At 60.4% G+C, this 26,925-nt stretch carries 17 protein-coding genes; 4 read left to right on the top strand and 13 right to left on the bottom strand.

What is annotated here, in order from left to right; all coding sequences use genetic code 11:
- Window positions 1–5 precede the first annotated feature (5 nt).
- The 4 genes from EQV90_RS01420 to EQV90_RS01405 all read right to left on the bottom strand — a co-directional run bounded on the left by EQV90_RS01420 (window position 6) and on the right by EQV90_RS01405 (window position 5,283).
- Window positions 6–1,412: a PIG-L family deacetylase gene (locus EQV90_RS01420; RefSeq protein WP_161719307.1), complete on the bottom strand. Its 1,407-nt coding sequence runs from the start codon at window positions 1,410–1,412 to the stop codon at window positions 6–8.
- A 103-nt stretch (window positions 1,413–1,515) separates the two neighbouring features.
- The gene (locus tag EQV90_RS01415) at window positions 1,516–2,412 is read right to left on the bottom strand and encodes an antimicrobial resistance protein Mig-14 (protein WP_003438932.1); all 897 of its coding nucleotides are present in this window, start codon (window positions 2,410–2,412) and stop codon (window positions 1,516–1,518) included.
- The gene (locus EQV90_RS01410; protein ID WP_003438931.1) at window positions 2,412–3,542 is read right to left on the bottom strand and encodes a glycosyltransferase; all 1,131 of its coding nucleotides are present in this window, start codon (window positions 3,540–3,542) and stop codon (window positions 2,412–2,414) included. The genes EQV90_RS01415 and EQV90_RS01410 overlap by 1 nt, the downstream gene beginning before the upstream one ends.
- Complete coding sequence (locus EQV90_RS01405) at window positions 3,526–5,283, bottom strand: carbamoyltransferase (RefSeq protein ID WP_003438928.1); 1,758 nt, start codon at window positions 5,281–5,283, stop codon at window positions 3,526–3,528. The genes EQV90_RS01410 and EQV90_RS01405 overlap by 17 nt, the downstream gene beginning before the upstream one ends.
- Window positions 5,284–5,565: 282 nt before the next feature.
- Here EQV90_RS01405 and EQV90_RS01400 point away from each other — a divergent pair, with 282 nt between their 5' ends.
- Window positions 5,566–7,668, top strand: a complete 2,103-nt coding sequence (locus EQV90_RS01400) for a TonB-dependent receptor (protein ID WP_240877662.1) — start codon at window positions 5,566–5,568, stop codon at window positions 7,666–7,668.
- 369 nt (window positions 7,669–8,037) lie between these two features.
- Here the strand turns inward: EQV90_RS01400 and EQV90_RS01395 are convergent, their stop codons facing one another.
- From EQV90_RS01395 to glnE, 9 genes are all read right to left on the bottom strand, one after another.
- Window positions 8,038–9,477 carry a lipopolysaccharide kinase InaA family protein gene (locus EQV90_RS01395; protein WP_240877661.1) on the bottom strand — a complete coding sequence of 480 codons (1,440 nt, stop codon included), beginning with the start codon at window positions 9,475–9,477 and terminating at the stop codon, window positions 8,038–8,040.
- Entirely contained in the window at window positions 9,477–10,229 is a 753-nt protein-coding gene (locus tag EQV90_RS01390) for a lipopolysaccharide kinase InaA family protein (protein ID WP_003438921.1), read from the bottom strand. Before EQV90_RS01390 ends, EQV90_RS01395 begins: the two co-directional genes overlap by 1 nt.
- Complete coding sequence (locus EQV90_RS01385; RefSeq protein ID WP_003438919.1) at window positions 10,226–10,960, bottom strand: lipopolysaccharide kinase InaA family protein; 735 nt, start codon at window positions 10,958–10,960, stop codon at window positions 10,226–10,228. Before EQV90_RS01385 ends, EQV90_RS01390 begins: the two co-directional genes overlap by 4 nt.
- Window positions 10,960–11,766, bottom strand: a complete 807-nt coding sequence (rfaP, locus tag EQV90_RS01380) for a lipopolysaccharide core heptose(I) kinase RfaP (RefSeq protein WP_010656268.1) — start codon at window positions 11,764–11,766, stop codon at window positions 10,960–10,962. Before rfaP ends, EQV90_RS01385 begins: the two co-directional genes overlap by 1 nt.
- Window positions 11,763–12,887 (bottom strand): glycosyltransferase family 4 protein, encoded by a 1,125-nt coding sequence (locus tag EQV90_RS01375; protein ID WP_003438913.1) that lies wholly within the window; start codon window positions 12,885–12,887, stop codon window positions 11,763–11,765. The genes rfaP and EQV90_RS01375 overlap by 4 nt, the downstream gene beginning before the upstream one ends.
- Window positions 12,887–13,948, bottom strand: a complete 1,062-nt coding sequence (gene waaC, locus EQV90_RS01370; RefSeq protein WP_003438909.1) for a lipopolysaccharide heptosyltransferase I — start codon at window positions 13,946–13,948, stop codon at window positions 12,887–12,889. Before waaC ends, EQV90_RS01375 begins: the two co-directional genes overlap by 1 nt.
- Window positions 13,949–14,983: a lipopolysaccharide heptosyltransferase II gene (gene waaF / locus EQV90_RS01365; RefSeq protein ID WP_003438906.1), complete on the bottom strand. Its 1,035-nt coding sequence runs from the start codon at window positions 14,981–14,983 to the stop codon at window positions 13,949–13,951.
- 235 nt (window positions 14,984–15,218) lie between these two features.
- Window positions 15,219–16,142: a branched-chain amino acid transaminase gene (locus tag EQV90_RS01360; RefSeq protein ID WP_003438904.1), complete on the bottom strand. Its 924-nt coding sequence runs from the start codon at window positions 16,140–16,142 to the stop codon at window positions 15,219–15,221.
- Window positions 16,143–16,227: 85 nt separating this feature from the next.
- Window positions 16,228–19,170, bottom strand: coding sequence for a bifunctional [glutamate--ammonia ligase]-adenylyl-L-tyrosine phosphorylase/[glutamate--ammonia-ligase] adenylyltransferase (gene glnE / locus EQV90_RS01355; RefSeq protein ID WP_160626309.1), 2,943 nt, complete (start codon window positions 19,168–19,170; stop codon window positions 16,228–16,230).
- Window positions 19,171–19,554: 384 nt separating this feature from the next.
- On the opposite strand from glnE, the gene aceE reads away from it, so the two are divergent.
- The 3 genes from aceE (at window position 19,555) to EQV90_RS01340 (ending at window position 26,920) form a co-directional block, all read left to right on the top strand.
- On the top strand, window positions 19,555–22,200 hold the full coding sequence (gene aceE, locus EQV90_RS01350; protein WP_003438900.1) for a pyruvate dehydrogenase (acetyl-transferring), homodimeric type: 2,646 nt from the start codon (window positions 19,555–19,557) through the stop codon (window positions 22,198–22,200).
- An 11-nt stretch (window positions 22,201–22,211) separates the two neighbouring features.
- On the top strand, window positions 22,212–23,846 hold the full coding sequence (aceF, locus tag EQV90_RS01345; RefSeq protein ID WP_240877660.1) for a dihydrolipoyllysine-residue acetyltransferase: 1,635 nt from the start codon (window positions 22,212–22,214) through the stop codon (window positions 23,844–23,846).
- Window positions 23,847–24,223: 377 nt separating this feature from the next.
- Window positions 24,224–26,920 (top strand): GGDEF and EAL domain-containing protein, encoded by a 2,697-nt coding sequence (locus EQV90_RS01340; RefSeq protein WP_003438895.1) that lies wholly within the window; start codon window positions 24,224–24,226, stop codon window positions 26,918–26,920.
- Window positions 26,921–26,925: the final 5 nt, after the last annotated feature.

Below are 26,925 nucleotides of genomic sequence, written 5' to 3'. Positions count from 1 at the left end.
TTTTATTATTGGAGCAGCCAGAAAAGCTCATGACGCCTGACTGCTTTGCGGAAAAACTCATTCTCACCATAAGGTGATGGCTTTCTGCCTGCAAGGAGCTGTTGTATAGAGCGGCGCACCCGCCGCTTGAGCGCGGCACGGGGTTGCAGGTCGTGCATCATGCCCAGTGCCATGGCCTTGTCGTGCTGCTGCGCAAGGGTCAGCGACAAACTGCAAGGCTGCAACACCAGGGCCGGGTTGAATACAGGTGGCAATGCAATGCCATCACCGCTATCGCCCATTGGCCAGCGATCGTTATCGTGCAAATGGTTGGCATACCCCAGAATCGTCGTCGGTTGCCACTCCAGCCCTTGCAGCGCCTCAAGAACAGCGGCGTGGGCACAGATGTGGTCCGGGTGCGGGTCGATTGCAGGATGCGGCAGCACCATGACTTCGGGGCGCGCCCGCAGGATCAAGGCGCGCAAGTCCGCCAGCAGGTTGTTCCAGGTCGGGGCGCCATCCAGATCACCGGGCAGCGCAAACGGATTGAGCTGACGAAACAGGCGGATATCGCTCAGGTCAGCTTCGCGAGAGGCAACGGGCTGATCGGGGGCCGCCTGCATCGCAGGGAGCTGCAGGCAAAAATACCCCAGCTGCGCGCAATGGGCTTCGGGTACGCCCGCCCAACGCGGTACCACCAGGCTGTCCCAGGCCCGCAGACGGCCCTTGAGTCGCGCCGCTTCGGCGCGTCCAAGGCCCATCTGCTGATAATGCCCGGCTTCAATTTCGCCAGCGGTCAGGGTCACGATCCAGGCCTCTGCGGCCTGACTGTACAACCCGAAAGCGGCCAGCTCGGCATCGTCGGCATGGGGAGCGATCACCATGACCCGCTGATCCCGGTAGTCGGGCTGGCGGAACACCCACAGTTCGGGCTCGCCCGCCACTCGGCAAAAACGTCCTTGCAGGCGCAACGTGCCGCTGGCCAGCGATGACGCAAAGCCGCTCAGATTCAGATAGCGCAGGCCGTTGACCCCGCGCTCGAAGGTCTGTTTATCCGTCGTCTGGGCGGCGAACAGTTGCACGAACGGATCGACAAAACGTCCGAGTATCCCGGCCTTGATCCTGACCGCCAGAATCAGGGTTTCGTCGCCGGTCAGGCTCGGAGGCTGATCGACTACCAGCCTTTCGCCCTCAAGACGTACCGCCACACGCTCGGTGTCCGGCGCAAAGCTGTACTGATAATCATCTTTTGGTGAATAGAACAGGTGGTCGGCAAACCAGGCTTCATGGGCCACCCAGCCCAGAACCGCCAACACCGGCGGCAGCCACCAGGCCAGCAGCACACCGCTGGCAATCAACAGCAGCAGGCCAATCAGCAGACCCACGCGTTTGTTGCGCCGATGGCGCTTGAGGAGTTGTTGTTTGCGGCTCATGGCTTTTGCTCTAAGGCTTTTATTTCCTGTAGGAGCGAGCTTGCTCGCGATCTTTTCACGCAATAACGGAAAGCTCGCGAGCAAGCTCGCGCCTACAAGACCTTTACACTTTGAAGACCGGCACCGGGTTGCACCACCGCTCTTTGTACTCGCGGTCGGCGCGACCGAACGAAAAACGCAAAGGTTTGTTCAGGCTACGGGCCTGCTCCCAGGCCGACTGGGTGTTGAGGAAGCTCAACACACTGCCAGGACTGAAGGCCCGGGTTTCGGGATCGACACCGCCATTGACATACTCAACGCTGATCCACTGCGGCGATTCAACGCGATACACCAACTGAATAGCAATCGGCAAATTGTTAAGGAAAATCACCGAGCCGATCAACAGCTCGCGCAACAGCTCGATCACCTCTGCCATGCGCTCGGCACCGGTGGCGACAAAACCCCAGCGGCGCAAAAACAGATCGCAGTAAATCGAGGCCAGTTCAACACTGGAAAACTCCGCCACCGGACGTACCACACCGCCCGCCTCTTCCAGCAAGCGCAGTTCGCGGCGCTGGTTATAGCGGAACTTCTTCGAGAGTTCTTCAGGGGTACGGGCCATGGCCAACTGCTCGGGCTGCAGCACCAGGTTGCTGAAACGACCTTCGTTGAGCTGCGACAGATAACGTGCGCGATGGCGCAACGGCGCATTGGCGTCGGCGGCCGCGGGCAGGATCAACTCGGCATTGCCCAGATCAAACAGACCTTTTTTGCCGTGCCGCTTGAGCACGTCCTTGGACAGGGCCACATCACGGCCCCAGGCAGGAATCGCCGCTTTGAGCTCGCCATTTTGCTCCCACGCCAGATAGCGCACCGGGATCCCGGCCAGTGCGGCCAGGCGCTCGACCACCAGCGGATGGGTCGCGACACTGCCGCCAAAACGCTGCCAGGCCTCAGCATAAGCGGGAGCATCGACAACGCTCCAGCCACGCTCGCGCCAGCCTTGAAATCGATTGAGCATCAGGACTCCGCAGTCAGGTCGGTAACTTGCGGCAAATGCCAGAAAGTGTCGCGCACGGCCTGATCACTAAAGCGCTCCTGCAAGCGCGCCAGCATCAGCTCGGCACAGGCCAGACGCTGTTCGTCATCCAGCACGGCCAGATGTTGCAGGCCCTGGGCCAAATGCTCGGCATCACCCAGCGGGAACAGGATCCCGACGCCTTCGACCACTTCCCTGGCGCCGCCACAGGCCGTGGCCAGCAGCGGAACTCCAGCAGCCATGGCTTCCAGCAGCACCATGCCGAACGGTTCATGATCGGAACTGAGGGCAAACACATCAAACCCGCGGAAATAGCGACGGGCATCAGGCACCTGACCCAAAAACTTCACGTGCTCGGCAATTCCCAGCTCTGTCGCCAGCTCTTTGAGGTCCTGCTCCAGGCGGCCCTTGCCCAGAATTGCCAGCTGACTGTCGGCAGGCAAGCCCGGCAACGCCCTGGCAAAACCCCGGATCAACGTGGCCTGGTCTTTGTCCGGATGCAGGCGCCCGACGTTACCGACAATAAAGCCATCAACCGACAACCCCAGCGCTTCACGCGCCTGGGTGCCCGGCAACTGCCCGGCTTGTACGCCAGCAACATCGATGCGGTTGTACAGCGTGCTGATGCGCCCGGTCGGCCACTTGGGCAGGCACTGGCGCATGTCATCACGCACCGCATCCGAAACACCCAGCAGGCTCAGGCGTTTACGGAACAGGTTGGCGAAAAGTTTACGACTGCGACGCTGATAATCGCCAAAGGCGTGATGCACGCCAATCACCGGCAAACCGGTGGCCAGCAAGGCCACATAAATCGGCTTGAAGCGATGGGCGATGCAAAAGCTGAAATTGCGCGACGCTGCGATTTTACGCAGCTCGCGGATGGCTCCCAGCTTCAGGCCACGAATGGCCTTTGAGCTGAATTCCATAAACAGCACTTCATCAGACGCACAACCTGCAGCCACCTCGGGATCGGCCGCCCCGGTCAAAAAGACCGTGGTAACGCGATAGCCAGTGCCGGCAAACAGGCTGGCGTACTGACGCGCGCAGTCCAGAAACGGCCCGTCATAGCCATGGCAGAACTGCAGTACATGGCGCTCAGTCGAGCGATTCATACGTTTGCGCACCTTCTTTAACAACCAGAATGTCTTCCATGATCAGGTACTGCAGGTCAGAGCCGAAGAACATGTTCAGCGCATCGGTCGGCGAGCAAACCATCGGTTCGCCACGACGGTTGAGCGAGGTGTTCAGCGACACACCGTTACCGGTCAGGACTTCGAGTGCTTTCATCATGTCGTAGTAGCGCGGGTTGTATTCGCGCTTGAGCACCTGGGCGCGGGAGGTGCCATCTTCATGGACAACCTCAGGCACACGGGACTTCCACTCATCCGACACTTCAAAGGTGAAGGTCATGAATGGCGCAGGGTGATCGACCTTGATCATCTGCGGGCCCACGGTATCGAGCATCGACGGGCAGAAAGGCCTCCAGCGCTCGCGGAACTTGATTTGTTCGTTGATGCGGTCAGCCACGCCTTCGCTGCTCGGGCAACCGATGATCGAACGACCGCCCAGGGCACGCGGGCCAAACTCCATGCGGCCCTGGAACCAGGCCACCGGGTTGCCGTCGACCATGATCTTGGCGATGCGCTCAGGGGTGTTGTCGATTTTGCGATACGCCGGCTTGCCCGGGTGACGGGCACAGGCCGCAATCACGTCTTCGTTGCTGTACGCAGGGCCGAGATAGACGTGTTCCATCTTCTCCACCGGCACGCCGCGAGCGTGGGACACATAGGCTGCTGCGCCCACTGCCGTACCGGCATCGCCGGACGCAGGTTGCACAAACAGCTCTTTGACTTCAGGGCGGGCAATGATCTTCTGGTTCAGCTTCACGTTCAACGCGCAGCCGCCCGCAAAGGCCATCTTGCCGGTCTCCTTAAGGATGTCGCCCAGGTAGTAATCGATCATTTGCAGCGACAGTTTTTCAAACAGCGCCTGCATGCTGGCCGCGTAGTGGATGTAAGGTTCGTCGGCGATATCGCCTTCACGCTTGGGCCCCAGCCACTCGATCAGTTTTGGCGAGAAGTAGAAACCCTTGCCGTTTTCTTTGTAGCGACGCAGACCGATGACGTTGGCGTATTCGGTGTTGATCACCAGTTCGCCGTTTTCAAACGAGGCCAGACGCGAGAAATCGTATTTGCTGGCGTCGCCATACGGCGCCATGCCCATTACCTTGAACTCGCCGTCGAGCATCTCGAAACCGAGGAACTCGGTAATCGCGCCGTACAGGCCGCCCAGGGAGTCCGGATCGAAGAATTCCTTGATCTTGGTGATCTTGCCGTTTTCGCCATAACCGAAGAAAGTCGTGGCGTACTCACCCTTGCCGTCGATGCCGAGGATCGCGGTTTTCTCTTTGAAACCCGAGCAGTGATAAGCGCTGGAGGCGTGGGCCAGGTGGTGCTCAACCGGTTCGATCTTGATTTTTTTCGGATCGAAGCCCAGTTGCTCAAGACAGAACACAATCTTGTTGCGATAGCGCTTGTAGCGACGGTTGCCCATCAGGATCGCGTCAAGGGCGCGGTCCGGGGCGTACCAGTAACGCTTGGCATAATGCCAGCGCGCCTTGCCGAACAAGCTGATCGGTGCGAAAGGGATCGCAACCACGTCAACGTCACCAGGCTTGATACCGGCCTGTTCTAGACAGAATTTCGCCGATTCGTAGGGCATGCGGTTCTTGGCATGCTTATCACGTACAAATCGCTCTTCTTCCGCCGCTGCGACCAGCTTGCCGTCGATATACAGGGCTGCGGAGGGGTCATGGCTCAGGGCGCCGGACAGGCCAAGAATCGTCAATGCCACAGGTTGTGCCTCTTTGGAATGCAGGCAGGCGGCAGGCGCCTGAAAAATGGTGTGCTGCGCCCAAGGCGCAGAAACAACTAAAGGGCGGGATTATAGCGTAAAGCGCGAGGGAATGACCCAGCGCGATTTGCCGCGCTCCCCGGCCCTGGAACAGGCCTCCCGAGTCGCCACCCATGCCCTGGCCAAGCAATCCGGCGCGGCACCCGCTAAACTGCGCGCCCTCTGCTAGCCTGATACCCGTCGCCCAGACAGGTCGCTTCACACGGAATCCCTGAACCGCCCATGAAATTTTTTGCACCTGCACGCCTTGCCATGCTGCTGCCCGGCCTGAGCCTGGCCTCCACCGGTTTCGCCGCCCAAACCCTGGAACTGGACCCGAGCGTCATCACCGGCTCGCGCAGCGCCAGCCCGAGTTTTGATCTGCCGTACTCGGTAGACAGCATCAGCCAACAGCAAATCAGCGACGGCCAACTGGGGATTAATGCCTCGGAGGTTTTATCCCGGGTGCCGGGGCTGGTGGTGCAAAACCGTCAGAACTACGCCCAGGACCTGCAAATTTCCTCCCGTGGCTTTGGCGCGCGCTCGGCATTCGGCGTGCGTGGCATCAAGTTGATTGCAGACGGTATCCCGGCCAGCACTCCCGACGGTCAGGGGCAAGCAGCCACCTTCAACCTCGATACCGCCGAGCGCATTGAAGTGTTGCGTGGCCCGGCGGCCACCTTGTACGGCAGCAACGCCGGCGGGGTTATTCAAATGTTCTCCCGTGATGGCGAAGGCCCGCCGCGCATTGGTGCCGAAACCCTGATCGGCAGCGACGGCATGAGCAAAAACCACCTCACTGCCGAAGGCGCCACCGATGATGTCGGCTTTGTACTCGATGCCTCGCGCATGGACACCGACGGCTACCGCGACCACAGCGCTGCACGTCGTGACCAGACCTTTGCCAAGCTCAACCTGCACCCCGATGAAGACAGCAAGCTGGCGCTGATTTACAGCAGCCTTGAGCAAAACGGTACCCAGGACCCGCTGGGACAAAGCTGGGATGCCTACAAGGCCGACCCGCGCTCGGTGACCCCCGCAGCCCTGACCTACAACACCCGCAAGAGCATCGACCACCAGCAACTGGGGATGAACTACGAGCGTTATATCGGCGACGCCACCCTGCAGGTCAATGCCTACACCGGCACCCGCAGCGTTATTCAGTACCTGGCGATTCCCAAATATGTAGGAAAGCCACCAGTTCTCAACCCCTCCAACAACCAGGGCGGCGGTGTGGTTCAGTTCGACCGCAAGTTCTACGGTGGCAGCCTGCGCTGGCTGCAACCTGTGGCTGGCGTGCCGGGCGAACTGACCCTGATTGGTGGTCTGGACTTTGACCAGAGCCAGGACAGTCGCCACGGTTACAACAACTACATAGGCGACCAACTGGGGGTCAAAGGCGCGCTGGTACGCGACGAGGTCGATACCGCCCGCAGTCTCGATCCGTATGTACAGGCCAACTGGGCCATCGACGACTGGACCCTGCAGGCCGGCTTGCGCTACAGCACCATGCAAATGGACGTCGATGATCAATTTTTGAGCAATGGCGACGACAGCGGCACCAAGCGCTATGAAAAAGCCACGCCGTCGGTCAGCGTGATGTATGCCTTCACCCCTGAGCTGCATGGTTATGTCAGCGCAGGCAAAGGCTTTGAAACCCCGACCCAGGCCGAGCTGGCCTATTCACCCAGCGGCACTGGCTTTAACTTCGGCCTCAAGCCTTCCGAAAGCACGCAGTACGAAATGGGCCTCAAGGCGCAGATCGACAACACCCGGATCAACGCGGCCGTGTTCCAGATCACCACCGAAGATGAGCTGGTGGTTTTGGGCAATAGCGGCGGGCGCACGACCTACCAGAACGCCGGCCGCACCCTGCGCCGCGGGTTTGAACTGGGGATCGAAAGCCAGCTCAGCGAGCACTGGACCACTACCCTGGCCTACACCCGCCTGCAAGCGACCTACGACAGCGACTTCGCCAGCACCAAAGGCACTGTCGACAAAGGCAACTACCTGCCTGGCGTACCGCAGACCACCTTGTTTGCCGAAGTGAACTGGAAGCCGGCCGACTGGGTCAGCACCGCCATCGAAGGCATGTACCGCAGCAAGGTCTACGTTGAAGACACCAACACCGCAAAAGCTGCGCCGGCTTATAGCGTATTCAACTGGCGGGCCAAGTTTGAACAGAAGGTCGAGCACTGGACCTTCCACCAGACCTTGCGCCTGGACAACCTGCTGGACCGTCAGTACGTGGGTTCGGTGATTGTGGCCGACGGCAATAGCCGCTTCTACGAAGCCGCGCCGGGCCGTTCGTGGTATGCCGGCGCCGGGGCCGAATACCGCTTTTAAACGACCCCCCACCCCTGTAGGAGCGAGCTTGCTCGCGAGCTCTTCCAACGCCGCAATGAAAAGCTCGCGAGCAAGCTCGCTCCTACAGAGGGTTGGGGGATCAGGGCTACCGGGGGCCGCCGGGGCCAGATACAAACAGCGAATCCCCCCCGTAGGAGCGAGCTTGTCTCGCGAGCTCTTCCAGCGCCGCAACGAAACGCTCGCGAGCAAGCTCGCTCCTACAGAGGGTTGGGGGATCAGGGCTACCGGGGGCCGCCGGGGCCAGATACAAACAGCGAATCCCCCCGTAGGAGCGAGCTTGTCTCGCGAGCTCTTCCAACGCCGCAACGAAACGCTCGCGAGCAAGCTCGCTCCTACAGAGGGTTGGGGTCAGGGCTGTCTGGGCAGGCGGCCGTCGATCACTTGATACAAGGCACTGTCCACCGGCCAGTTACGCATGAAGCGTGCACGGTCGCGGACATAGGCCGGGGCGAAACTACTCAGGGAGCGGTGCTGACACATTGAATCCAGATCAATCAGTGCCCAGCGCCCTTCGTCCCAGAACACGTTGTGACCCTTGAGGTCTCCGTGGCTGATGCGCTCGCGGATCAAATCGGCAAACAGGCCATCCAGCGCCTGCAACTCGACTTCTGGCGCATTACCCTGCTCAACATAGGGCGCAAAGCGCTCGATGATATCCGCACCCGGCAAGTACTCGGTCACCAGATACGCTTTACCGCGCAGCCAGCAAAAACGTGTTTCCAGCAGCGCCAGCGGCCTGGGCGTAGCAATGCCGAGAAACCCCAGGCGGTTGCCCTCGCGCCACGAATGCCAGGCCCGGCTCGGACGCCAGAAGCGCTTGAGCCAGTGGGCAAAGCCCTTGATGTTGTAGCGCTTGACCACCAGCGTGCGGCCCGCCACTTCGACCTTGCCAACACTCGCCGCGCCACCGGTCTTGTACAGGTGCCCCCGATCGAGCAAGGCATCGGCTTGAGCCAGTACCGGCAGCATCGCCGCCTCCTGGTCGCGGCGAATGGCGCGCAGGGCAAAAGCCCCGCGCTGCACGCTAAACAAGGTGCAGTCGCGCCCGACCTTGGTCAAAAAGTCGTTCAGCCGCCAGGCACGGACTTTCTCCACCTGCTTGAGCAGCGCTTCCAGCGGCAGTGCGTGTTCACCATTGCTGAGCAGGTAATGCACCAGCAATTCTTCGATAAAAGGCTCCAGGCTTTTCGGCAACTGGGCGAAGAACACGCCGAGATTCTCCAGTACTTTTTGTCGCGACAGCGGCTTGCCCGCCTCTTCGACGCAAATCCCCGCACCGTCGATCAAATACAGTTTGCCGTTGTGACGCAGCAGGTTGTCCAGGTGCAGGTCTTGCTGCCAGACCCCCTTGAGGTGCATCTGCCCGATCGCCCCCAGGGCCTCTGCCAGAACAGCTTGCTGCTCATCGGCCAGTACCGGCAGAGCCTGCACGGCTTTCCAGGCCATATCGAGGCTTTGGGCGTCTTCCAGAAATTCGAACAACAACCAGCCGCCCTCGCCTTCCTGCAAACCGTCGGCCAGCAGCAAAGGGGTGGTCAGGCCTTGATCGGCCAGCAGACGCACGCCATTGAGTTCACGCTGAAAATTGCGCGCGGCTTTAGGGCCGACCATCAACTTGGCCAGTACCGCACGCCCGCGCCAGACACCGGCGCCGACATAGCGCTGGCCCGGCAATACACGCAGCAAGGTCAATAGTTGCAACCGCGCCGGCCCGGCGGCGTCCGCCAGTTCAATGCTGAGCGGCAAACCCGGCGCACGCCCGGCTTTTTGCAATTCGGACAGGCGCATCAACGTTCCCCTTTGCGGCTACGGCGCAGGTTAAGGCGCTGATACCACGCATCCACCAGGCCGCTGTCAGCCGGTTGTTCCAGATAGGCGGCGAGCAAGGCGCGCACCCCGGCTTCAGTCCAGGCATCTGCCCGGCGCAGCAACGGCTCAATGTCCTTGACCCGATCACGCTGCCCCAGCAGCAACGGGCGGGTTTTCTCCAGATCGATCAGTTGCGCGCGATAGGCCGCACCGTCAGGCTGCAGGAATATGTGTTTGGGATAAAAGCAGCCGTGAACCTGGCGCACCGCGTGCAGCCGGCGGGCCAGTTGACCACATGCCTGCAAGATCGCCTGCTGTTGCCCGGCTGTCAGCTGCGGCCACTGTTCGAGCAAAGAATCCAGGTCATTCCAGCCATCCAGAGCGCGGGTCATCAGGATCGCCCGACGTTCGCCCGGCACTTTGCGCTCGCCGAAGAACACGGCCTCCAGCGCCGGAATACCCAGCGTTTTGTAGCGCTCGATATTGCGAAACTCGCGGGCAAAACTCGGCTCGCCCAGGGGGCTATGCAGGGTGCGGGTCAGGTAATTACTCTGGCGCTTGAGGTAAAAGCCCTGGCCTTCCAGATCCATACGAAACACGCTGCTCCAGCCACCACCACTGGTGTTGGGTTCGTCCACCGCGTCCAGTTGCACGGCCCACAATGCATCAAAGTCGGCCAGCCCGTTACGCTCAAGCAAGGCGCGGTCAGTGCCTGCAATAAAATCAGTCATTCCCGGCCCTCAAAGAAACGCACGATATGACGAACCCGCTCTTTGTCCGCCGCATTGAGTGTATTACGCCCCGTGTACTGGAAATAAAAACGCAGGCGCTGGGTGGCAGTCAGGTGGTATTTGGCCACTTTGTCGAGGCAGGCCAGGTCTTTGGTGATGCGGTACTTGAGCCAGAAACCGCGCCAGAAGTCGCCATTGGGGCAGTCGATCAAATACAGTTTTGCCTGATCGTCGATCAGCAAGTTGCGCCACTTGAGGTCGTTATGGGTGAAGCGGTGGTCGTGCATGATCCGCGTATAGCGAGCCAGTTGACGACTCACGCCGTCGACCCAGAGCCGATCCTTGAGCAACGGATCGTGGTTGTCGGCCAGTTCTGACAAGTCGCGGGTATTGGGCAATTCGCGAGTAATCAGGGCGCCACGGGCATAGGCCGCACCGCTGCGCTCAAGGCCCCAGGCCACGACCTCTGCCGTGGGAATGCCCCACTTGGCGAAACGCTTGAGGTTTTGCCATTCGGATTTGACCCGCGGCCGCCCCAGATAACGGCGCAAGCCTTTACCGGCTCCGGTGTAGCGCTTGACGTAATAATTGACCCCGGCGCGCTCGACGCGAATCACTTCGGACAGCGGATCACGGGTCAGGTGCTCTCCCTGCAAGGCGAAGACCGCGTCCAGAGTGCCAAAATCCGCTGCCAGAGCGCTGTAAGCCGGTTCCAGATTCCAACCCGCCATTACAGTGCATCCCCATAACGCAGTTTGCGTTCATAGAGTTTGCTTGCCTTGCCTTCCAGCCACGCCAGCAGGCGGGCTTCTTCGCGCAGGATCTGGCGTAGCGGCAACTGGAAATAACCGCGCAGGAAGCGCAGTTTGTCGCGTTGGGTCAGGCCGATGTCCAGCGCCGAGAAGTACAGCGCCGCCAGGTCTTTATTGCGCCAGCGCTTGCTGATCACAGTGCGGGTCTGGGCACGGTGCAGGTCGATGATGGACAGGCGGAAATTGTCCGCCGTGACCGGCTTGTCGGTGTGCAGCAGGAAGTGGCAGATGTAGCAGTCGCGATGGTTGACCCCGGCGCGGTGCATCATGCCGGTCATGCGTGCCACTTCGGCGATCAGCGCGTGCTTGAGTTTGGGCTGCGGCGGCTGTTTGACCCAGTTGAGGCTGAAGTCTTCGAGGCTGACGGTGGGCGCCAGCTCTTCAGTGATGATGAACGAGTGCTGCGCGGCCGGGTTGCTGCCCTTTTCGCCATAGGCGACGGCCGTCATGGTCGGTACGCCGACTTCATGCAGGCGCTTGATCGCACGCCATTCCTGGCCCGCCCCGAGTACTGGCAGCTTGGCGGTCAGCAGGTTTTTGAAGACTTCACCCCAGCCAATGCCACGGTGAATTTTCACAAAGAAACCACGCCCGTCGACTTCAGTACGCAAGGTACGTCGACCTTCCAGCTCGCGGTATACCTCGCCTTCCAGACGCTCGACTTCGGTGAACGCATCGCGTCCGGCCCACAAGCTTTTGAACGGTTCGGCAAGAATCAGTTTCATCGGTGTTGCTCCGCCAGAATCACATCCGCAGCGTGCTGCGGCATGCTATAGAGGTCGGCCGTCTGCGCGTAGGCCAGGCCGTTTCGGCTCCAGGCCGCACGCGCAGCATCGTCGGACAACATGTGTGTCAGGTATTCATTGAGCTGGTTCTGCTCGAACGGCTCGTCCAGCACCCGCCCGCAATCGGCGTCGCTGATGTAGTGGGCATAGCCGCACACTGCGCTGACCAGCACCGGCAGCCCGGCCACCAGTGCTTCCAGCAGTACCGTGCCGGTGTTTTCGTTATAGGCCGGGTGGATCAGCAAATCGGCGCCCAGCAGGAAACGCGGGATATCACTGCGCCCTTTAAGGAACTGCACATGGTCGCCCAGCCCCAGGGTGGCGCTTTGCAGCTGGAAGACCTTGGGGTCGTCCTGGCCGATCACGAACAGTCTGGTGCGCTTTTTAAGCTCAGGGGGCAAAGCGGCCAGAGCTTTCAAGCTGCGGTCCACACCCTTGGTCTTGAACCCGGAGCCAATCTGCACCAGCAACAGGTCGTCATCGGCCAGCTGGAATTCGCGGCGGAACTCGGCGCGGATCTCGGCCGCGTTGGCCGGTGCCCGGCGGTCCAGCGCGATACCCGGTGGCAGCAAATGGAAGCGCTGCAACGGGGTCTGGTAATGCTTGATAAACAGCGGTTGCTGGACCTCGGAAATCATCAGGATTTCGGTCGCGGCATCCTTGTCGAATACCGCACGCTCATATTCGGCAAAGTGCTTGTAGCGCTTGAAATGGCGATACATCGCGTGCCGCAGGTTCTGCGCCTTGTCTTCAAAACAGCCGTCCGCCGCGTAGTACACGTCCAGACCCGGCATTTTGTTGAAGCCAATCACCCGATCGACCGGGCGCTTGGCCAGATCAGCCTGCATCCAGGCGAGCATTTTTTCATTGCGGGTGTGGTTGAAGAACGCCTTGACCGGCGCCACCAGCACTTCGAAGCCCGGCGGAATATCGCCTTCCCAAATCATGGTATAGACCCGGATCTGGTGCCCGCGCTTCTGGCACTCCAGGGCAATGCGCATGAAATCGCGTTGCAGGCCGCCAAACGGGAAGTATTTGTACAACACAAAAGCCAGTTGCATCAGCGCAGTTCCTCAGCCAGTAACAACGTGCTTAATCGACTTGCGACACGCTCGGGGTTCAGGCGAGTGAAGCACAAAGGCCACTCGCTCTTCAGATCAAACCGCTGCTGGTCCTGTGCAGTCGGCTGGTAAGTACATTTTTTCTGCAGGCACGGGGCACACGGAAAATCGCTGGCCAGGTGAATCTGCACCTTGCCATAGGCACCCGTGAGGCCGGGATTGGTCGGGCCGAACAGGGAGATGGTGGGCACATCCAGTGCCGCTGCCAGATGCCCAAGGCCGGTATCGACCGCCACACAGGCACTGGCGCTGGCCAGCACCCTGGCAACACCCGCCAGGTTCAGCCTGGGCAGTACCACGGCGTTGCCCAAGCCACTGGCAATGCGCTCTGCCCTGGCCTTTTCCGCCGGGTTGCCCCAGGGCAAGCGGACTTCAATGCCCTTGTGTCCCATGCGTAGCGCCAGATCGCGCCAGTACACTTCAGGCCAGTGTTTGGTGTCCCAGGTGGTGCCATGCAAAAACAGTACGTATGGCTTGTTGCGCGGTAATTCAATCAGCCGCTCAACATCGAGCCCGTAATCGCCCAGCCCCTTGGGCAGGTCGTAGCCCAAGGCAACGGCAAACAACTGGCGCAGGCGCTCAACTGCATGCTGCCCCCTGGCTACGGCCAGGCGGCGTTGATAAAAGCGGCTGGCCAGCGGTTCGCGGGCAGAGTTCTGGTCCAGGCCGGCCACCGGAGCTTTGACATAGCGCGTCAGCCAGGCACTTTTGAGCAGGCCCTGGGCATCGAGCACCAGGTCGTATTTCTCGGCGCGCAGACTTTGCTTGAAGCGCCGCCATTCACCGCTCTTGATGGTTTGCCAGATATTCTTGCGCCAGCGGCGAATGGCCACCGGAATGACTTTTCCCACTGCCGGGTGCCAGGTCGGAATCTCGGCAAAACCTTCTTCCACTACCCAGTCGAAGGTGATCCCCGGAATGGCCCGCGCCGCATCGGTCAATGCCGGCAGGGCATGAATGATATCCCCCAGGGATGAGGTTTTTACCAACAGGACGCGCACCTATTTGACCTCGACCACAGAGCCGTGCAAACGCTGCAAGGCTTCAACCACCGGCTGCGGCATCAACTCACGCAGACAGTTGTAGTGGCCGAAACGGCAGGTACGATCAAAGCAGGGGCTGCAATCGAGACCCAGGCGCACGATCTCGACCTTGTCGGCCAGGGGCGGGGTGAAGCCCGGCGACGTGGAGCCATACACCGCCACCAACGGGCGATTAAGCGCCGCCGCCACGTGCATCAGCCCGGAATCGTTGGACACCACCGCATCGGCGCACGACAGCAGGTCAATGGCTTCCGCCAGGGAAGTCTCGCCGCTGAGGTTGACCGATTCTTCGCGCAGCCCCGGAATCAGCCGCGCGCGGATGTCTTCGCCCACCCCGTGATCGTTTTTGGAACCGAACAGCCAGACTTGCCAGCCTTCGCGAATTTTTTGCTCGGCCACCGCCGCGTAGTGCTCCGACGGCCAGCGCTTGGACTCGCCAAACTCGGCACCCGGGCACAGCGCCAGCACCGGACGGTCCAGCGCCAGACCGAATTTGCCCAGTGCCGCAGCGCGACTCACCGGGTCGATTTGCAACGCAGGACGCGGGTACGGCCGGGGCAGGTCTGCCCCGGGCTCATAGGCCAGGGCCATAAAGCGCTCGATCATCAACGGATAGCGGTCTTTATCGAGCTTGCGCACATCGTTGAGCAGGCCGTAGCGGAACTCGCCGCGCCAGCCGGTGCGTTTGGGGATACCGGCGAAAAACGGCACCAGTGCCGATTTCAGCGAGTTGGGCAGCAGGATTGCCTGATCGTATTGACCCTTGAGGGACTTGCCGATCTTGCGTCGCGTGGCCAGTTCGAGTGCGCCGTGGCCGAGCGGAAAGCTCAAGGCCTGACGAACTTCAGGCATGCGCTCAAGGATGGGCCGGCTCCACTCGGGGGCCAGCACATCGATTGCGCAATCCGGATGACGCTGTTTCAGGCACTGGAACAGTGTCTGTGCCATCACCATGTCACCGACCCAGCTGGGCCCAACGATCAAAATATTCATAAGTTTCCATAAACGAGCAAGGGAGGCATTCGCCTGATACCTGTCTGTTAAAAGCCCTGTTACCTCAACCGCAGGAGCGGGCTTGTCTCGCGATGATCTCGATAGCGCCGCGTTTATCCAGTAAACACGCGTTAGCGTTAACGACCATCGCGAGCAAGCTCGCTCCTACAGAAACAGCGTTCATTTAACTGACGGGAATCAGGCATTCGCCTCCCCGCTGTAGTGCCATATCGCTTTATTTGACCAGTGTACGCCACTCTGGGTGAGCAGTAGTCTTGCCGGTTACCAGATCAAAGTAGGCTTTTTGCAGTTTTTCGGTAATCGGACCGCGACGGCCAATACCGATCAGTCGCCCGTCAACTTCGCGAATCGGCGTCACTTCAGCGGCAGTGCCGGTAAAGAAGGCTTCGTCGGCGATGTAAACCTCGTCCCGGGTAATGCGTTTTTCTACAAATTTGTACCCAAGCTCGGTGGCCAGGGTCAGGATCGTGCTGCGGGTGATGCCGTTCAGGCAAGCCGTCACGTCCGGGGTGTAAATCACGCCGTCCTTGATCAGGAATACGTTTTCGCCCGAGCCTTCAGCCACGAAGCCTTCAGGGTCCAGCAGCAACGCTTCGTCAGCACCGCCGGAAATCGCTTCCTGCAGGGCCAGCATCGAGTTGATGTAGTGACCGTTGGCCTTGGCCCGGGTCATGGAGATGTTCACGTGGTGACGGGTGAAGGAACTGGTACGCACCTTGATCCCGACTTCCAGGGCTTCGGCGCCCATATAGGCACCCCAGCTCCACGGGGCGATGATCACATGGACTTTAAGGCCGGTGGCACGCAGGCCCATGGCTTCAGATCCGTAGAACACCATCGGCCGGATGTAGGCGCTGTCGAGGTTGTTTTCACGCACCGCCAGGCGGGTCGCTTCGTTGATTTCGTCTTTGCTGAACGGGATCTTCATGCCCATGATGTGGGCCGAATCGAACAGGCGGTCAGTGTGCGCCTGCAGGCGGAAAATCGCCGGGCCTTGCGGGGTTTCATACGCGCGCACACCTTCAAACACGCCCATGCCGTAGTGCAGGGTATGGGTCAGCACGTGGGTTGTCGCATCGCGCCACGGCACCAGCTTGCCGTCATACCAGATCACACCATCACGATCAGCCATCGACATCATTACGCTCCTCAAAGAATCCAGCACCTGCGCATGACACGTCAGGCAAATTGGACGGGCCTTATGAACCCGCCGGATACGTTTTCTAGCTCAATCCTAGCTCAGACCAAATGCGCCGTACGTGTTGACGTTCGACCACAAATTGATCCCCCGTGACCACCCCGGCCTCCTTCTGCAAGGCTTGCCGGTGGGCTACGGCGCGAAAGGCCTTGTAAGCCTCGCGCAACAGGGCAGCATCAGCGGCGGGTATCAGCCCGTCCTGCTCCAGCCCTTCCAGAATGCGGATGTTATCGGTGTAGCGCAGTACCGCAGGGTGTTCCCTGGACCAGGCCAGAGCCGCGTATTGCACCATAAATTCAATATCGACGATACCACCGGCGTCCTGCTTGAGGTCGAACGGCACCGTGGCCTGGAAGGCATTTTCCGCGGTGCCTGCAGCAGTGATCCGGGTACCGAGGTTGCCACGCATTTTGGCCCGCATCTCGCTGACTTCCTGGCGCAGGGTCGGCAAATCGCGCTCCCGGCACAGAATGCTCGCACGCACTTGCTCGAATGCTGCGCCCACTTGCTTGCAACCGACCAGGACCCGGGCCCGCACCAGCGCCTGGTGTTCCCAGGTCCAGGCTTCGCTTTGCTGGTAGCGCTCGAAAGCGCCGAGCGAACTGACCAATAGCCCTGAAGCGCCTGACGGGCGCAAGCGCATGTCAACTTCATACAGCTGCCCGGAGTTGGTCTGGGCCGTCAGCAAGTGGATGATGCGCTGGCCCAGACGGGTGAAAAACTGCGCGCTGTCGATGGGCTTGGGACCATCGGTGTCAGCGTTGGGGTCGCCATCGTGAATAAACACCAGATCCAGATCCGAGCCGTGCCCCAGCTCGATCCCGCCCACTTTGCCATAGCCCACGATAATGAAACCGGGATCGCACAGACTGCCGTCGGCCCGCTGCGGCGTGCCGTACTTGGCCACTGTCTGGCGCCAGGCCAGCGCCAGCACTTGTTGCAGAATGGCTTCGGCCAGCCAGGTGAGGTAGTCGCTGACCTTCATTAAAGGCAGGCTGCCGGCAATTTCCGAGGCCGCAACCCGCAGGCGGTGGGCCAGTTTGAAGTTACGCAAGGCCTCCATTTGCTGCTCAAGGTCGTCCTCGGGGATCCGCGTCAGGCGTTCGCGCAGTTCAGCGGCCAGCTCCGGGGCCAGGGGCGGCTTGAACAGACGACTTTCATTGAGCAACTCATCGAGCAACAGCGGGAAGCGGGTGATCTGTTCGGCAATCCATGGACTGGCCGCACACAGGGTCAGCAGGCGCCGCAGGGCGTCAGGGTTTTCGGTCAGCAACACTAGATACGCGGAACGCCGGGCCACCGCCTCCACCAGCGGCAACACCCGTTCCAGCACCAGATCGGGGTTGGCATGTTCGACCGCCTGAGCCAGCAAACGCGGAATAAAGGCATCCAGCCGCTCGCGTCCCAAACGCTGCATGGCACGCAGTTGCGGGCTGGAGCGCAGGCTGGCCAGTTGCTTCAAGGCATTGGGAGCATCGACAAACCCGGCTTCCTGCAGTTGCGCGCAGGCCGCGGCGTCATCCTGGACTTCTTCCCACAACGGCAACCACTCACCGCCGACGATCAGCTCACCTTCGTCGATGTCCTCTTCTTCGTCCGGATCGGCAATCACCTGACGGAAATGCCAGTCGATACGGCCGCGCCACATCATCAACTGTTCATGGAACGCGGCCCAGCTGTCGAACCCCATCATGAATGCGATGCGCGCCTGATCCTGCTCGGTGTCCGGCAGCATTTGGGTCTGGCGATCGGCAATGGCCTGAATGGCGTGTTCGGTGTAACGCAGAAATTCGTAACCTTCACGCAACTCGCTGACCACCTGCGCGGGCAGGTAGCCCTGGCCTTCGAGAATGCCCAGCACTGTCAGCAGCGGACGCTGCTGCAGGCTGAGGTCGCGGCCGCCGTGGATCAGCTGGAAGGCCTGGGCGATAAACTCGACTTCACGAATCCCGCCGGCACCCAGCTTGATGTTGTCGGCCATGCCCTTGCGCCGCACTTCCTGCTGGATCAGCTGTTTCATGGTGCGCAGGGCTTCTATCGCCGAAAAATCGAGGTAGCGCCGGTACACGAACGGGCGCAGCAAACTGAGCAACTGTGCCCCCATCGCCTGATCACCGGCCACGACCCGGGCCTTGATCATGGCGTAGCGCTCCCAGTCCCGCCCCTGGTCCTGGTAGTACTGCTCCAGAGCGTTGAAACTCAGCACCAGGGCCCCCGAGGAACCATAAGGGCGCAGGCGCATGTCGACACGGAATACAAAACCGTCAACGGTCATCGGGTCCAGGGCCTTGATCAGGCGCTGGCCCAGACGGATAAAGAACTCCTGATTGTCCAGCGCACGCTTTGCCCCGACGGTTTCGCCGCCCTCGGGGTAGGCGAAAATCAGGTCGATGTCCGATGACAGGTTGAGCTCCACGGCGCCCAGCTTGCCCATCCCCAGAATCACCATTGGCTGCGGTTCGCCACTGCGATGCCCGGTAGGCGTACCGAATTGCTGGCAATGGCGCTGATACAACCAGCGATAGGCCTGATCGATGCTGGCATCGGCCATGTCCGACAGGTCGCGGCAGGTTTCAACCAGATCGGCCTGGCGGTTGAGGTCACGCCAGATAATCCGGATTTGCTGACGGGTGCGCTGACGCCGCAGCACGCGCCCCAATTCGTCATCGGTGGCGGCCGTCTCGACAGCTTCTGCGATTTGCCCGCACAACTCACCAGGTTTGAAACTGCGGTCCAGCTCCCCACTGCGCACCAGATCAAGCAACATCACAGGATCACGCAATGACTGTTCAATAAAGAAGTCGCTCGCCGCACTCACCCGCTCAAAGGCAGCCCAGCGCTCTGGCGACCAGTCATCAAGCCCGTGCTCGCCGGCAAGTTGCGCAACAGCAGCGCGCCATGACTGCTCGCTACGGCTGACAAGTGGCAATAAAAGGCTCGGAATTGCGGCAAGCGAGGGAAGGCTCATGGTCTATCCTTGATCGGCGAAGGTGTTGCCGAGTACGGTGACAGGAAGAAACAGCGGTTAAATCCGACTGTCGAACAAAGGTTACAAATAGCTGAAATTTCTATTTAATTGGCAGCCAACCTGCAATCTGAAGATCAAATTGCAAATCAAGCACCAACAATATCGATTTTTCACACAACGCAACAGGCAAGCACCCTATGCTTTCCTGTAGTTTTACTACTGAGCAACATACTCGAAAGGCTGAAATGGCCGACGATTTGTAGTAAAACTACACAACGCCGGAATCAACCCTCCGGTCATCCAAGAATTTATGTCGTCTGCCCACAAGGCCAGTCGCAAACTCAGGCAACCGATTCTGGAAGCCTTTCCGCCCTGGAGCAAGCCATGCAAGACCTCGATCCCGTCGAAACCCAGGAATGGCTGGACGCCCTGGAATCGGTTCTCGACAAAGAAGGCGAAGAACGCGCTCACTATCTGATGACCCGTATGGGTGAGCTCGCTACACGCACCGGTTCGCAACTGCCGTACGCCATCACCACGCCATACCGCAACACGATTCCCGTTACCCACGAAGCACGCATGCCTGGCGACCTGTTCATGGAACGCCGCATTCGCTCGCTGGTACGCTGGAACGCGATGGCGATGGTCATGCGCACGAACTTGAAAGATTCTGACCTGGGCGGTCACATCTCCAGTTTCGCTTCCAGCGCAACGCTGTATGACATCGGTTTCAACTACTTCTTCCAGGCTCCGACCGAAGAACATGGCGGCGACCTGATCTACTTCCAGGGTCACACCTCGCCAGGCGTTTACGCCCGTGCGTTCATGGAAGGCCGCATCACCGAAGATCAAATGAACAACTTCCGCCAGGAAGTCGACGGTCAGGGCCTGTCGTCCTACCCGCACCCTTGGCTGATGCCCGACTTCTGGCAGTTCCCGACTGTATCCATGGGCCTTGGCCCGATCCAGGCGATCTACCAGGCACGCTTCATGAAGTACCTGGAAGCCCGTGGCTACATTCCTGCCGGCAAGCAAAAAGTCTGGTGCTTCCTGGGTGACGGCGAGTGTGACGAGCCGGAATCCCTGGGCGCCATCTCCCTGGCAGGCCGCGAAAACCTCGACAACCTGATCTTCGTCATCAACTGCAACCTGCAGCGCCTTGATGGCCCGGTTCGCGGCAACGGCAAGATCATCCAGGAACTCGAAGGCGTGTTCCGCGGCGCTCACTGGAACGTGACCAAAGTCATCTGGGGCCGTTTCTGGGACCCGCTGCTGGCCAAGGACGTCGACGGTATCCTGCAACGTCGCATGGACGAAGTCATCGACGGCGAGTACCAGAACTACAAAGCCAAAGACGGCGCGTTCGTGCGCGAGCACTTCTTCAACACGCCAGAACTCAAGGCGATGGTTGCCGATCTGTCCGACGACGAGATCTGGAAGCTCAACCGTGGCGGTCACGACCCGTACAAGGTCTATGCGGCGTACCACGAAGCGGTCAACCACAAAAACCAGCCAACCGTCATCCTGGCCAAGACCATCAAGGGTTATGGCACCGGTGCCGGCGAAGCGAAGAACACTGCGCACAACACCAAGAAAGTTGATGTTGAAAGCCTGAAGCTGTTCCGCGACCGTTTCGACATTCCGGTCAAAGACGACGAAATCGAAAGCCTGCCATTCTTCAAACCCGAAGAAGGCAGCGCCGAAGCCCGCTACCTGAGCGAACGTCGCACTGCACTGGGCGGCTTCGTCCCTCAGCGCCGCGCCAAGAGCCTGAGCATCCCTACCCCGCCACTGGACACGCTCAAGGCCATCCTTGACGGTTCCGGCGACCGTGAAATTTCCACCACCATGGCGTTCGTGCGCATCCTGGCACAGCTGGTGAAGGACAAGGACATCGGTCAGCGCATCGTTCCGATCATCCCGGACGAAGCCCGTACCTTCGGTATGGAAGGCATGTTCCGCCAGCTGGGCATCTACTCGTCCGTCGGCCAGCTCTACGAGCCGGTTGATAAAGACCAGGTGATGTTCTACCGCGAAGACAAGAAAGGTCAGATTCTCGAAGAAGGCATCAACGAAGCAGGCGCCATGAGCTCCTTCATCGCCGCCGGTACTTCGTACTCCAACCACAACCAGCCAATGCTGCCGTTCTACATCTTCTACTCGATGTTCGGTTTCCAGCGTATTGGCGACCTGGCCTGGGCCGCCGGCGACAGCCGCACCCGTGGCTTCCTGATCGGCGGCACCGCCGGGCGTACCACGCTCAACGGTGAAGGCCTACAGCACGAAGACGGTCACAGCCACATCCTGGCCAGCACTATCCCGAACTGCCGCACCTTTGATCCGACCTACGGCTACGAGCTGGCGGTGATCATTCAGGACGGCATGAAGAAGATGACCGAAGAGCAACAGGACGTCTTCTACTACATCACCGTGATGAACGAGTCGTACCAGCAGCCAGCCATGCCGGCCGGTGTTGAGGAAGGCATCGTCAAGGGCATGTACCTGCTTGAAGAAGACACCAAGGAAGCAGCTCACCACGTTCAGCTGATGGGCTCCGGCACCATCCTGCGCGAAGTGCGTGAAGCGGCGAAAATCCTGCGTGAAGACTTCAACATCGGTGCTGACGTGTGGAGCGTTACCAGCTTCAACGAACTGCGTCGCGACGGCCTGGCCGTTGAGCGCAGCAACCGTCTGCACCCGGGCCAGAAGCCTCAGCTGAGCTATGTCGAAGAGTGCCTGACTGGCCGTAAAGGTCCGGTCATTGCCTCCACCGACTACATGAAGCTGTTCGCCGAGCAGATTCGTCAGTGGGTACCGGTCAAGGAATTCAAAGTGCTGGGCACTGATGGTTTCGGCCGCAGCGACAGCCGCAAAAAACTGCGTCACTTCTTTGAAGTAGACCGTCACTTCGTGGTGTTGGCAGCCCTTGAAGCATTGGCTGACCGTGGCGATATCGAACCGAAAGTGGTGGCTGAAGCCATCGTCAAGTTCGGCATCAACCCGGAAAAACGCAACCCACTGGACTGCTGAGGAGAATTTTTGTGAGCGAACTCATTCGAGTACCTGACATCGGCAGCGGTGACGGCGAAGTCATCGAACTGTTTGTAAAGGTCGGCGACCGTATCGAAGCCGATCAGAGCATCCTGACCCTGGAGTCGGACAAGGCGAGCATGGAAATCCCTGCTCCCAAGGCCGGCGTCGTCAAGAGCCTGAAGGTCAAGCTGGGCGACCGCCTGAAAGAAGGCGACGAACTGCTGGAGCTGGAAGTTGAAGGTGGTGCTGCAGCCCCTGAAGCACCAGCCCCTGCAGCGGCACCTGCCGCTGCAGAAAAACCGGCTGCCGCCCCTGCTGCCGAGGCCCCTGCGGCCCCGGCTGCAGCACCTGCACAATCCACCGTCCAGGACATTCACGTCCCGGACATCGGCTCGTCGGGCAAAGCCAAGATCATCGAGATCCTGGTCAAGGCCGGCGATACCGTTGAGGCTGATCAATCGCTGATCACCCTCGAATCCGACAAAGCCAGCATGGAAATTCCATCGCCGGCCGCCGGTGTGGTTGAAAGCATTTCGGTCAAGCTGGATGACGAAGTCGGCACTGGCGACTTCATTCTCAAGCTCAAGGTCGCGGGCGCTGCTGCGCCAGCGGCACCGGCCCAGGCTGCAGCTCCTGCTGCGGCCAAAGCTGAAGCGCCTGCTGCTGCACCGGCTGCCAAAGCTGCGGCACCAGCCCTAGCCCCGGCCGCTGCACCAGCAGCAAGCGGTGCCAAAGTTCACGCTGGCCCCGCCGTGCGTCAACTGGCCCGCGAGTTCGGCGTCGAGCTGAGCGCGGTCAGCCCAAGCGGCCCCCATGGTCGTGTGATCAAAGAAGACGTGCAGGCTTACGTCAAAACCATGATGCAGAAGGCCAAGGAAGCTCCGGCAGCCGGTGCAACCGGCGGCGCGGGCATTCCTCCGATCCCGGTAGTGGACTTCAGCCGCTTCGGCGAAGTTGAAGAAGTGGCCATGACCCGCCTGATGCAAATCGGCGCGTCGAGCCTGCACCGCAGCTGGCTGAACATCCCGCACGTGACCCAGTTCGACCAGGCTGACATCACCGAGCTGGAAGCCTTCCGCGTCGCGCAAAAAGCCGTCGCAGAAAAAGCCGGCGTCAAGCTGACCGTACTGCCTCTGCTGCTCAAGTCCTGCGCCCACCTGCTCAAGGAAATGCCGGACTTCAACAGCTCGCTGGCGCCAAGCGGCAAGGCGATCATCCGCAAGAAGTACGTCAACATCGGCTTTGCCGTAGACACCCCGGATGGCCTGCTGGTCCCTGTGATCAAAAACGTCGATCAGAAAAGCCTGTTGCAGCTTGCTGCCGAGGCCGCCGCACTGGCTGCCAAGGCCCGCGACAAGAAGCTCACCGCTGACGACATGCAGGGCGCCTGCTTCACCATTTCCAGCCTCGGGCACATTGGCGGCACCGGCTTCACGCCGATCGTCAACGCACCGGAAGTGGCGATCCTCGGCGTTTCCAAGGCAACCATCCAGCCAGTCTGGGACGGCAAAGCCTTCCAGCCGAAACTGATGCTGCCTCTGTCGCTGTCCTACGATCACCGTGTGATCAACGGCGCAGCGGCTGCACGCTTCACCAAGCGCCTGAGCGACTTGCTGGGCGACATCCGCACCATCCTGTTGTAAGCCACGCCCCGGCCTTCCCCAGGGAAGGCCGGAGTAGCGCACAGTTTTCCGAGCGCCACGCTCGTACCTCAACCCCGCCCGTTTGGCGGGGCTTTTTTTGCCCGCATTTTTTGCTGGCCAGCCGCTTCCCCCATAACCCTGCGGGAGCCGGCTTGCCAGGGATGATTACAGCCTGCCGGCCCCTGAAGCCGGCGAGTCATAAAAGCGTAACAGCCGACGGACAACCTGCAGCTATCGGCAAGCCTGCCGATAGCGACCTGAGCCTGCATGCTCACTTGTCAGCGTCGTGAGCTTGATGCAACCTTGCCGCAGACCACAGACCGCAGGAACAGGGCGCCAGCCCGTGTGCAATCAGCATTTGTAAAGCGAGTGTCTTAATGAAAAGCCAACCCGATGCTGCCCTGCGTATGGCAGCCGAGGTCGTGACCCAGTTACCCGTGCCCTCCCGGCTCGGCATGCTGCGTTTCGAACGGCTTAATGAAGCCAGCTGGGCACTGCTCTACCTGGACCCCCACTGCGAACGCCAGTTTGGCCTGCCAGCGGCAGAGCTGTGCGCGCTCACCGGCTCGCCCTATGCCAGCCTGATGGAGCCCAAGGCCCGCTACCAGCTGCATGACGCGATTGAACTGCAACTCAGGACCAGCCCCCACTACGTGGTGCATTACACCCTGCACACCCCCCAGGGCGCGCTGAACCTGATGGAGCTGGGCGAAGCTTACAAACAGCACAATCGGCACTTGCTGCGCGGCTACCTGCTGGTGGTCGAAAGCGCGGTAAACAGCGCACTGCCTGCTGCGCCGCCAGCCGGGCCCGAAACCCAGCACAGCCGCCTGCACATTGCCCTGGAGCTCAACCAGCGGGCCCAGCAAGAGCAACTCCAGCATCTGGAGCGGGTGCGGGCGCAACAGGATCTGATCCTGCTGCTGGCCCGCCACCGGTATAGCCAGCACAACTCGCTGCAAGAGGCAGCGGAACTGATTACCCGTAGCGCCTGCGAGATTTATCAAGTGGACGGCGCCAGCCTGTGGAACCTTGAAGGCAACCAGCTGCTGCCTATCTCTGCGTATCAGCGCGAAAGCCAGGCCTTTGTCGAGCAGGGAATTTTCGACGCCAGTGCGTTTCCGGACTATCTCGAAGCCCTGCACACCAGCCGCTCCATCGATGCCCAGAATGCCAACCATGACCCGCGCACCCGCGAGCTGATGGCGAGCCCGGGTCGACGCGATGCCAACGCCATGCTCGATGCCAGTATCCGCATCGACGGCCAGGTGGTCGGCGTGCTGTGCCTGGAGCAAACCGGCAAAACCCGGGTCTGGCAGGCGGATGAAATTGCCTTTGCCGGCGAACTGGCTGACCAGTTCGCCCAAGTCATCAACAACCACAACCGGCGTACCGCCACCAACGCCCTGCACCTGTTCCAGCGGGCGGTCGAACAAAGCGCCAACGCTTTCCTGCTGGTCAACTGCATGGGAGTGGTCGAATACGTCAACCCCAGCTTTACCGCCATCACCCAGTACAGTTCCGACGAAGTGCAGGGGCACAAGCTGTCGGAACTGCCCGCACTGGAGAACCTCAGCGATCTGCTGTTTGATGCGCACTCAAGCCTGAGCAAAGGCAATAGCTGGCAAGGCGAATTCAAAAGCCGGCGCAAAAACCTGGAGCCCTACTGGGGCCAGATGTCGATCTCCAAGGTCTATGGCGACAACCGTGAACTGACCCATTACATCGGCATTTACGAAGACATCACCGACTCCAAACTGGCACAGCAGCGCATCGAGCGTCTGGCCTACACCGACAACCTGACCAATCTGGGCAACCGCCCGGCGTTCATTCGCAACCTCGATGAGCGCTTCGCCCGCAACAGCACCACCCAGGTATGCCTGCTGCTGGTAGACATCGACAACTTCAAGCGCATCAATGACAGCCTCGGCCACCAGACTGGCGACAAACTGCTGATCAGCCTGGCCAGACGGTTGCGCAACAGCCTCAACCCCAGCGACAACCTGGCGCGCTTCGCCAGTAACGAATTCGCCGTACTGCTCGATGACACGGGCCTGGAGACCGGGCAGAAAATCGCCAGCCAGTTGCTGATGACCCTCGACAAGCCGATGTTCGTCGACAACCAGCTAATCAGCGTTACGGGCTCGGTCGGCGTCGCCTGCTCGCCCTTGCACGGGCGCGACCCGCAAACCCTGATGCGCAACGCCGGGCTGGCACTGCACAAGGCCAAAGCCAACGGCAAGCACCAGGTGCAAGTGTTCACCGAAGCCCTGAACGCCGAAGCCAGCTACAAACTCTTCGTCGAAAACAATCTGCGCCGGGCCCTGACGCAAAATGAACTCGACGTGTTCTACCAGCCCAAACTCTGCCTGCGCAGCGGCCGGCTGCTGGGCATGGAAGCCCTGCTGCGCTGGAACCACCCGGAAAAAGGCATGATCCGCCCTGACCAGTTCATCAGCGTGGCCGAGGAAACCGGGTTGATCATTCCGATTGGCAAATGGGTCGCGCGCCAGGCCTGCCGCATGAGCAAACAGCTGGCCGGCGAAGGCCTGGGCAACCTGCAGGTGGCAATCAATTTGTCGCCCAAGCAGTTTTCCGACCCGGATCTGGTGGCCTCGATTGCCAGCATCCTCAAGGAAGAACGGCTGCCCGCCTCGCTGCTGGAACTCGAACTGACCGAAGGCCTGCTGCTGGAAGCCACCGATGACACGCGCCTGCAACTCGATCAGCTCAAAAAGCTCGGCCTGACGCTGGCCATGGACGATTTTGGCACCGGTTATTCATCGCTCAGCTACCTGAAAAAATTCCCGATCGACATCCTCAAGATCGACCGCAGCTTTATCAATGACATCCCGGACAACCAGAACGACATGGAGATCACCTCTGCCGTGATCGCCATGGCCCACAACCTCAAACTCAAAGTGGTTGCCGAAGGCATCGAAACCGCTGCACAGTTGGCGTTCCTGCGCCGCCATCGTTGCGATGTGGGCCAGGGTTACCTGTTCGACCGCCCGATCCCCGGCAGCGAACTGGTGACCCGACTCAAACGCTATCCGCGTGGCCCCCTGGCCTGACAACG

The organism is Pseudomonas sp. TMW22089 (assembly GCF_022496645.1).
GTDB lineage: Bacteria > Pseudomonadota > Gammaproteobacteria > Pseudomonadales > Pseudomonadaceae > Aquipseudomonas > Aquipseudomonas paraversuta.
Note: the sequence above shows the minus strand (reverse complement) of the source record. Positions and strands in the feature narration are given on the sequence as shown.

Excerpts from the sequence above, each read along its gene's own strand:
- EQV90_RS01420 (WP_161719307.1), bottom strand. The coding sequence starts at position 1,412 with ATGAGCCGCAAACAACAACTCCTCAAGCGCCATCGGCGCAACAAACGC.
- EQV90_RS01415 (WP_003438932.1), bottom strand. The coding sequence starts at position 2,412 with ATGCTCAATCGATTTCAAGGCTGGCGCGAGCGTGGCTGGAGCGTTGTC.
- EQV90_RS01410 (WP_003438931.1), bottom strand. The coding sequence starts at position 3,542 with ATGAATCGCTCGACTGAGCGCCATGTACTGCAGTTCTGCCATGGCTAT.
- EQV90_RS01400 (WP_240877662.1), top strand. The coding sequence starts at position 5,566 with ATGAAATTTTTTGCACCTGCACGCCTTGCCATGCTGCTGCCCGGCCTG.
- EQV90_RS01395 (WP_240877661.1), bottom strand. The coding sequence starts at position 9,477 with ATGCGCCTGTCCGAATTGCAAAAAGCCGGGCGTGCGCCGGGTTTGCCG.
- EQV90_RS01390 (WP_003438921.1), bottom strand. The coding sequence starts at position 10,229 with ATGACTGATTTTATTGCAGGCACTGACCGCGCCTTGCTTGAGCGTAAC.
- EQV90_RS01385 (WP_003438919.1), bottom strand. The coding sequence starts at position 10,960 with ATGGCGGGTTGGAATCTGGAACCGGCTTACAGCGCTCTGGCAGCGGAT.
- rfaP (WP_010656268.1), bottom strand. The coding sequence starts at position 11,766 with ATGAAACTGATTCTTGCCGAACCGTTCAAAAGCTTGTGGGCCGGACGC.
- EQV90_RS01375 (WP_003438913.1), bottom strand. The coding sequence starts at position 12,887 with ATGCAACTGGCTTTTGTGTTGTACAAATACTTCCCGTTTGGCGGCCTG.
- waaF (WP_003438906.1), bottom strand. The coding sequence starts at position 14,983 with ATGAATATTTTGATCGTTGGGCCCAGCTGGGTCGGTGACATGGTGATG.
- EQV90_RS01360 (WP_003438904.1), bottom strand. The coding sequence starts at position 16,142 with ATGTCGATGGCTGATCGTGATGGTGTGATCTGGTATGACGGCAAGCTG.
- glnE (WP_160626309.1), bottom strand. The coding sequence starts at position 19,170 with ATGAGCCTTCCCTCGCTTGCCGCAATTCCGAGCCTTTTATTGCCACTT.
- aceE (WP_003438900.1), top strand. The coding sequence starts at position 19,555 with ATGCAAGACCTCGATCCCGTCGAAACCCAGGAATGGCTGGACGCCCTG.
- EQV90_RS01340 (WP_003438895.1), top strand. The coding sequence starts at position 24,224 with ATGAAAAGCCAACCCGATGCTGCCCTGCGTATGGCAGCCGAGGTCGTG.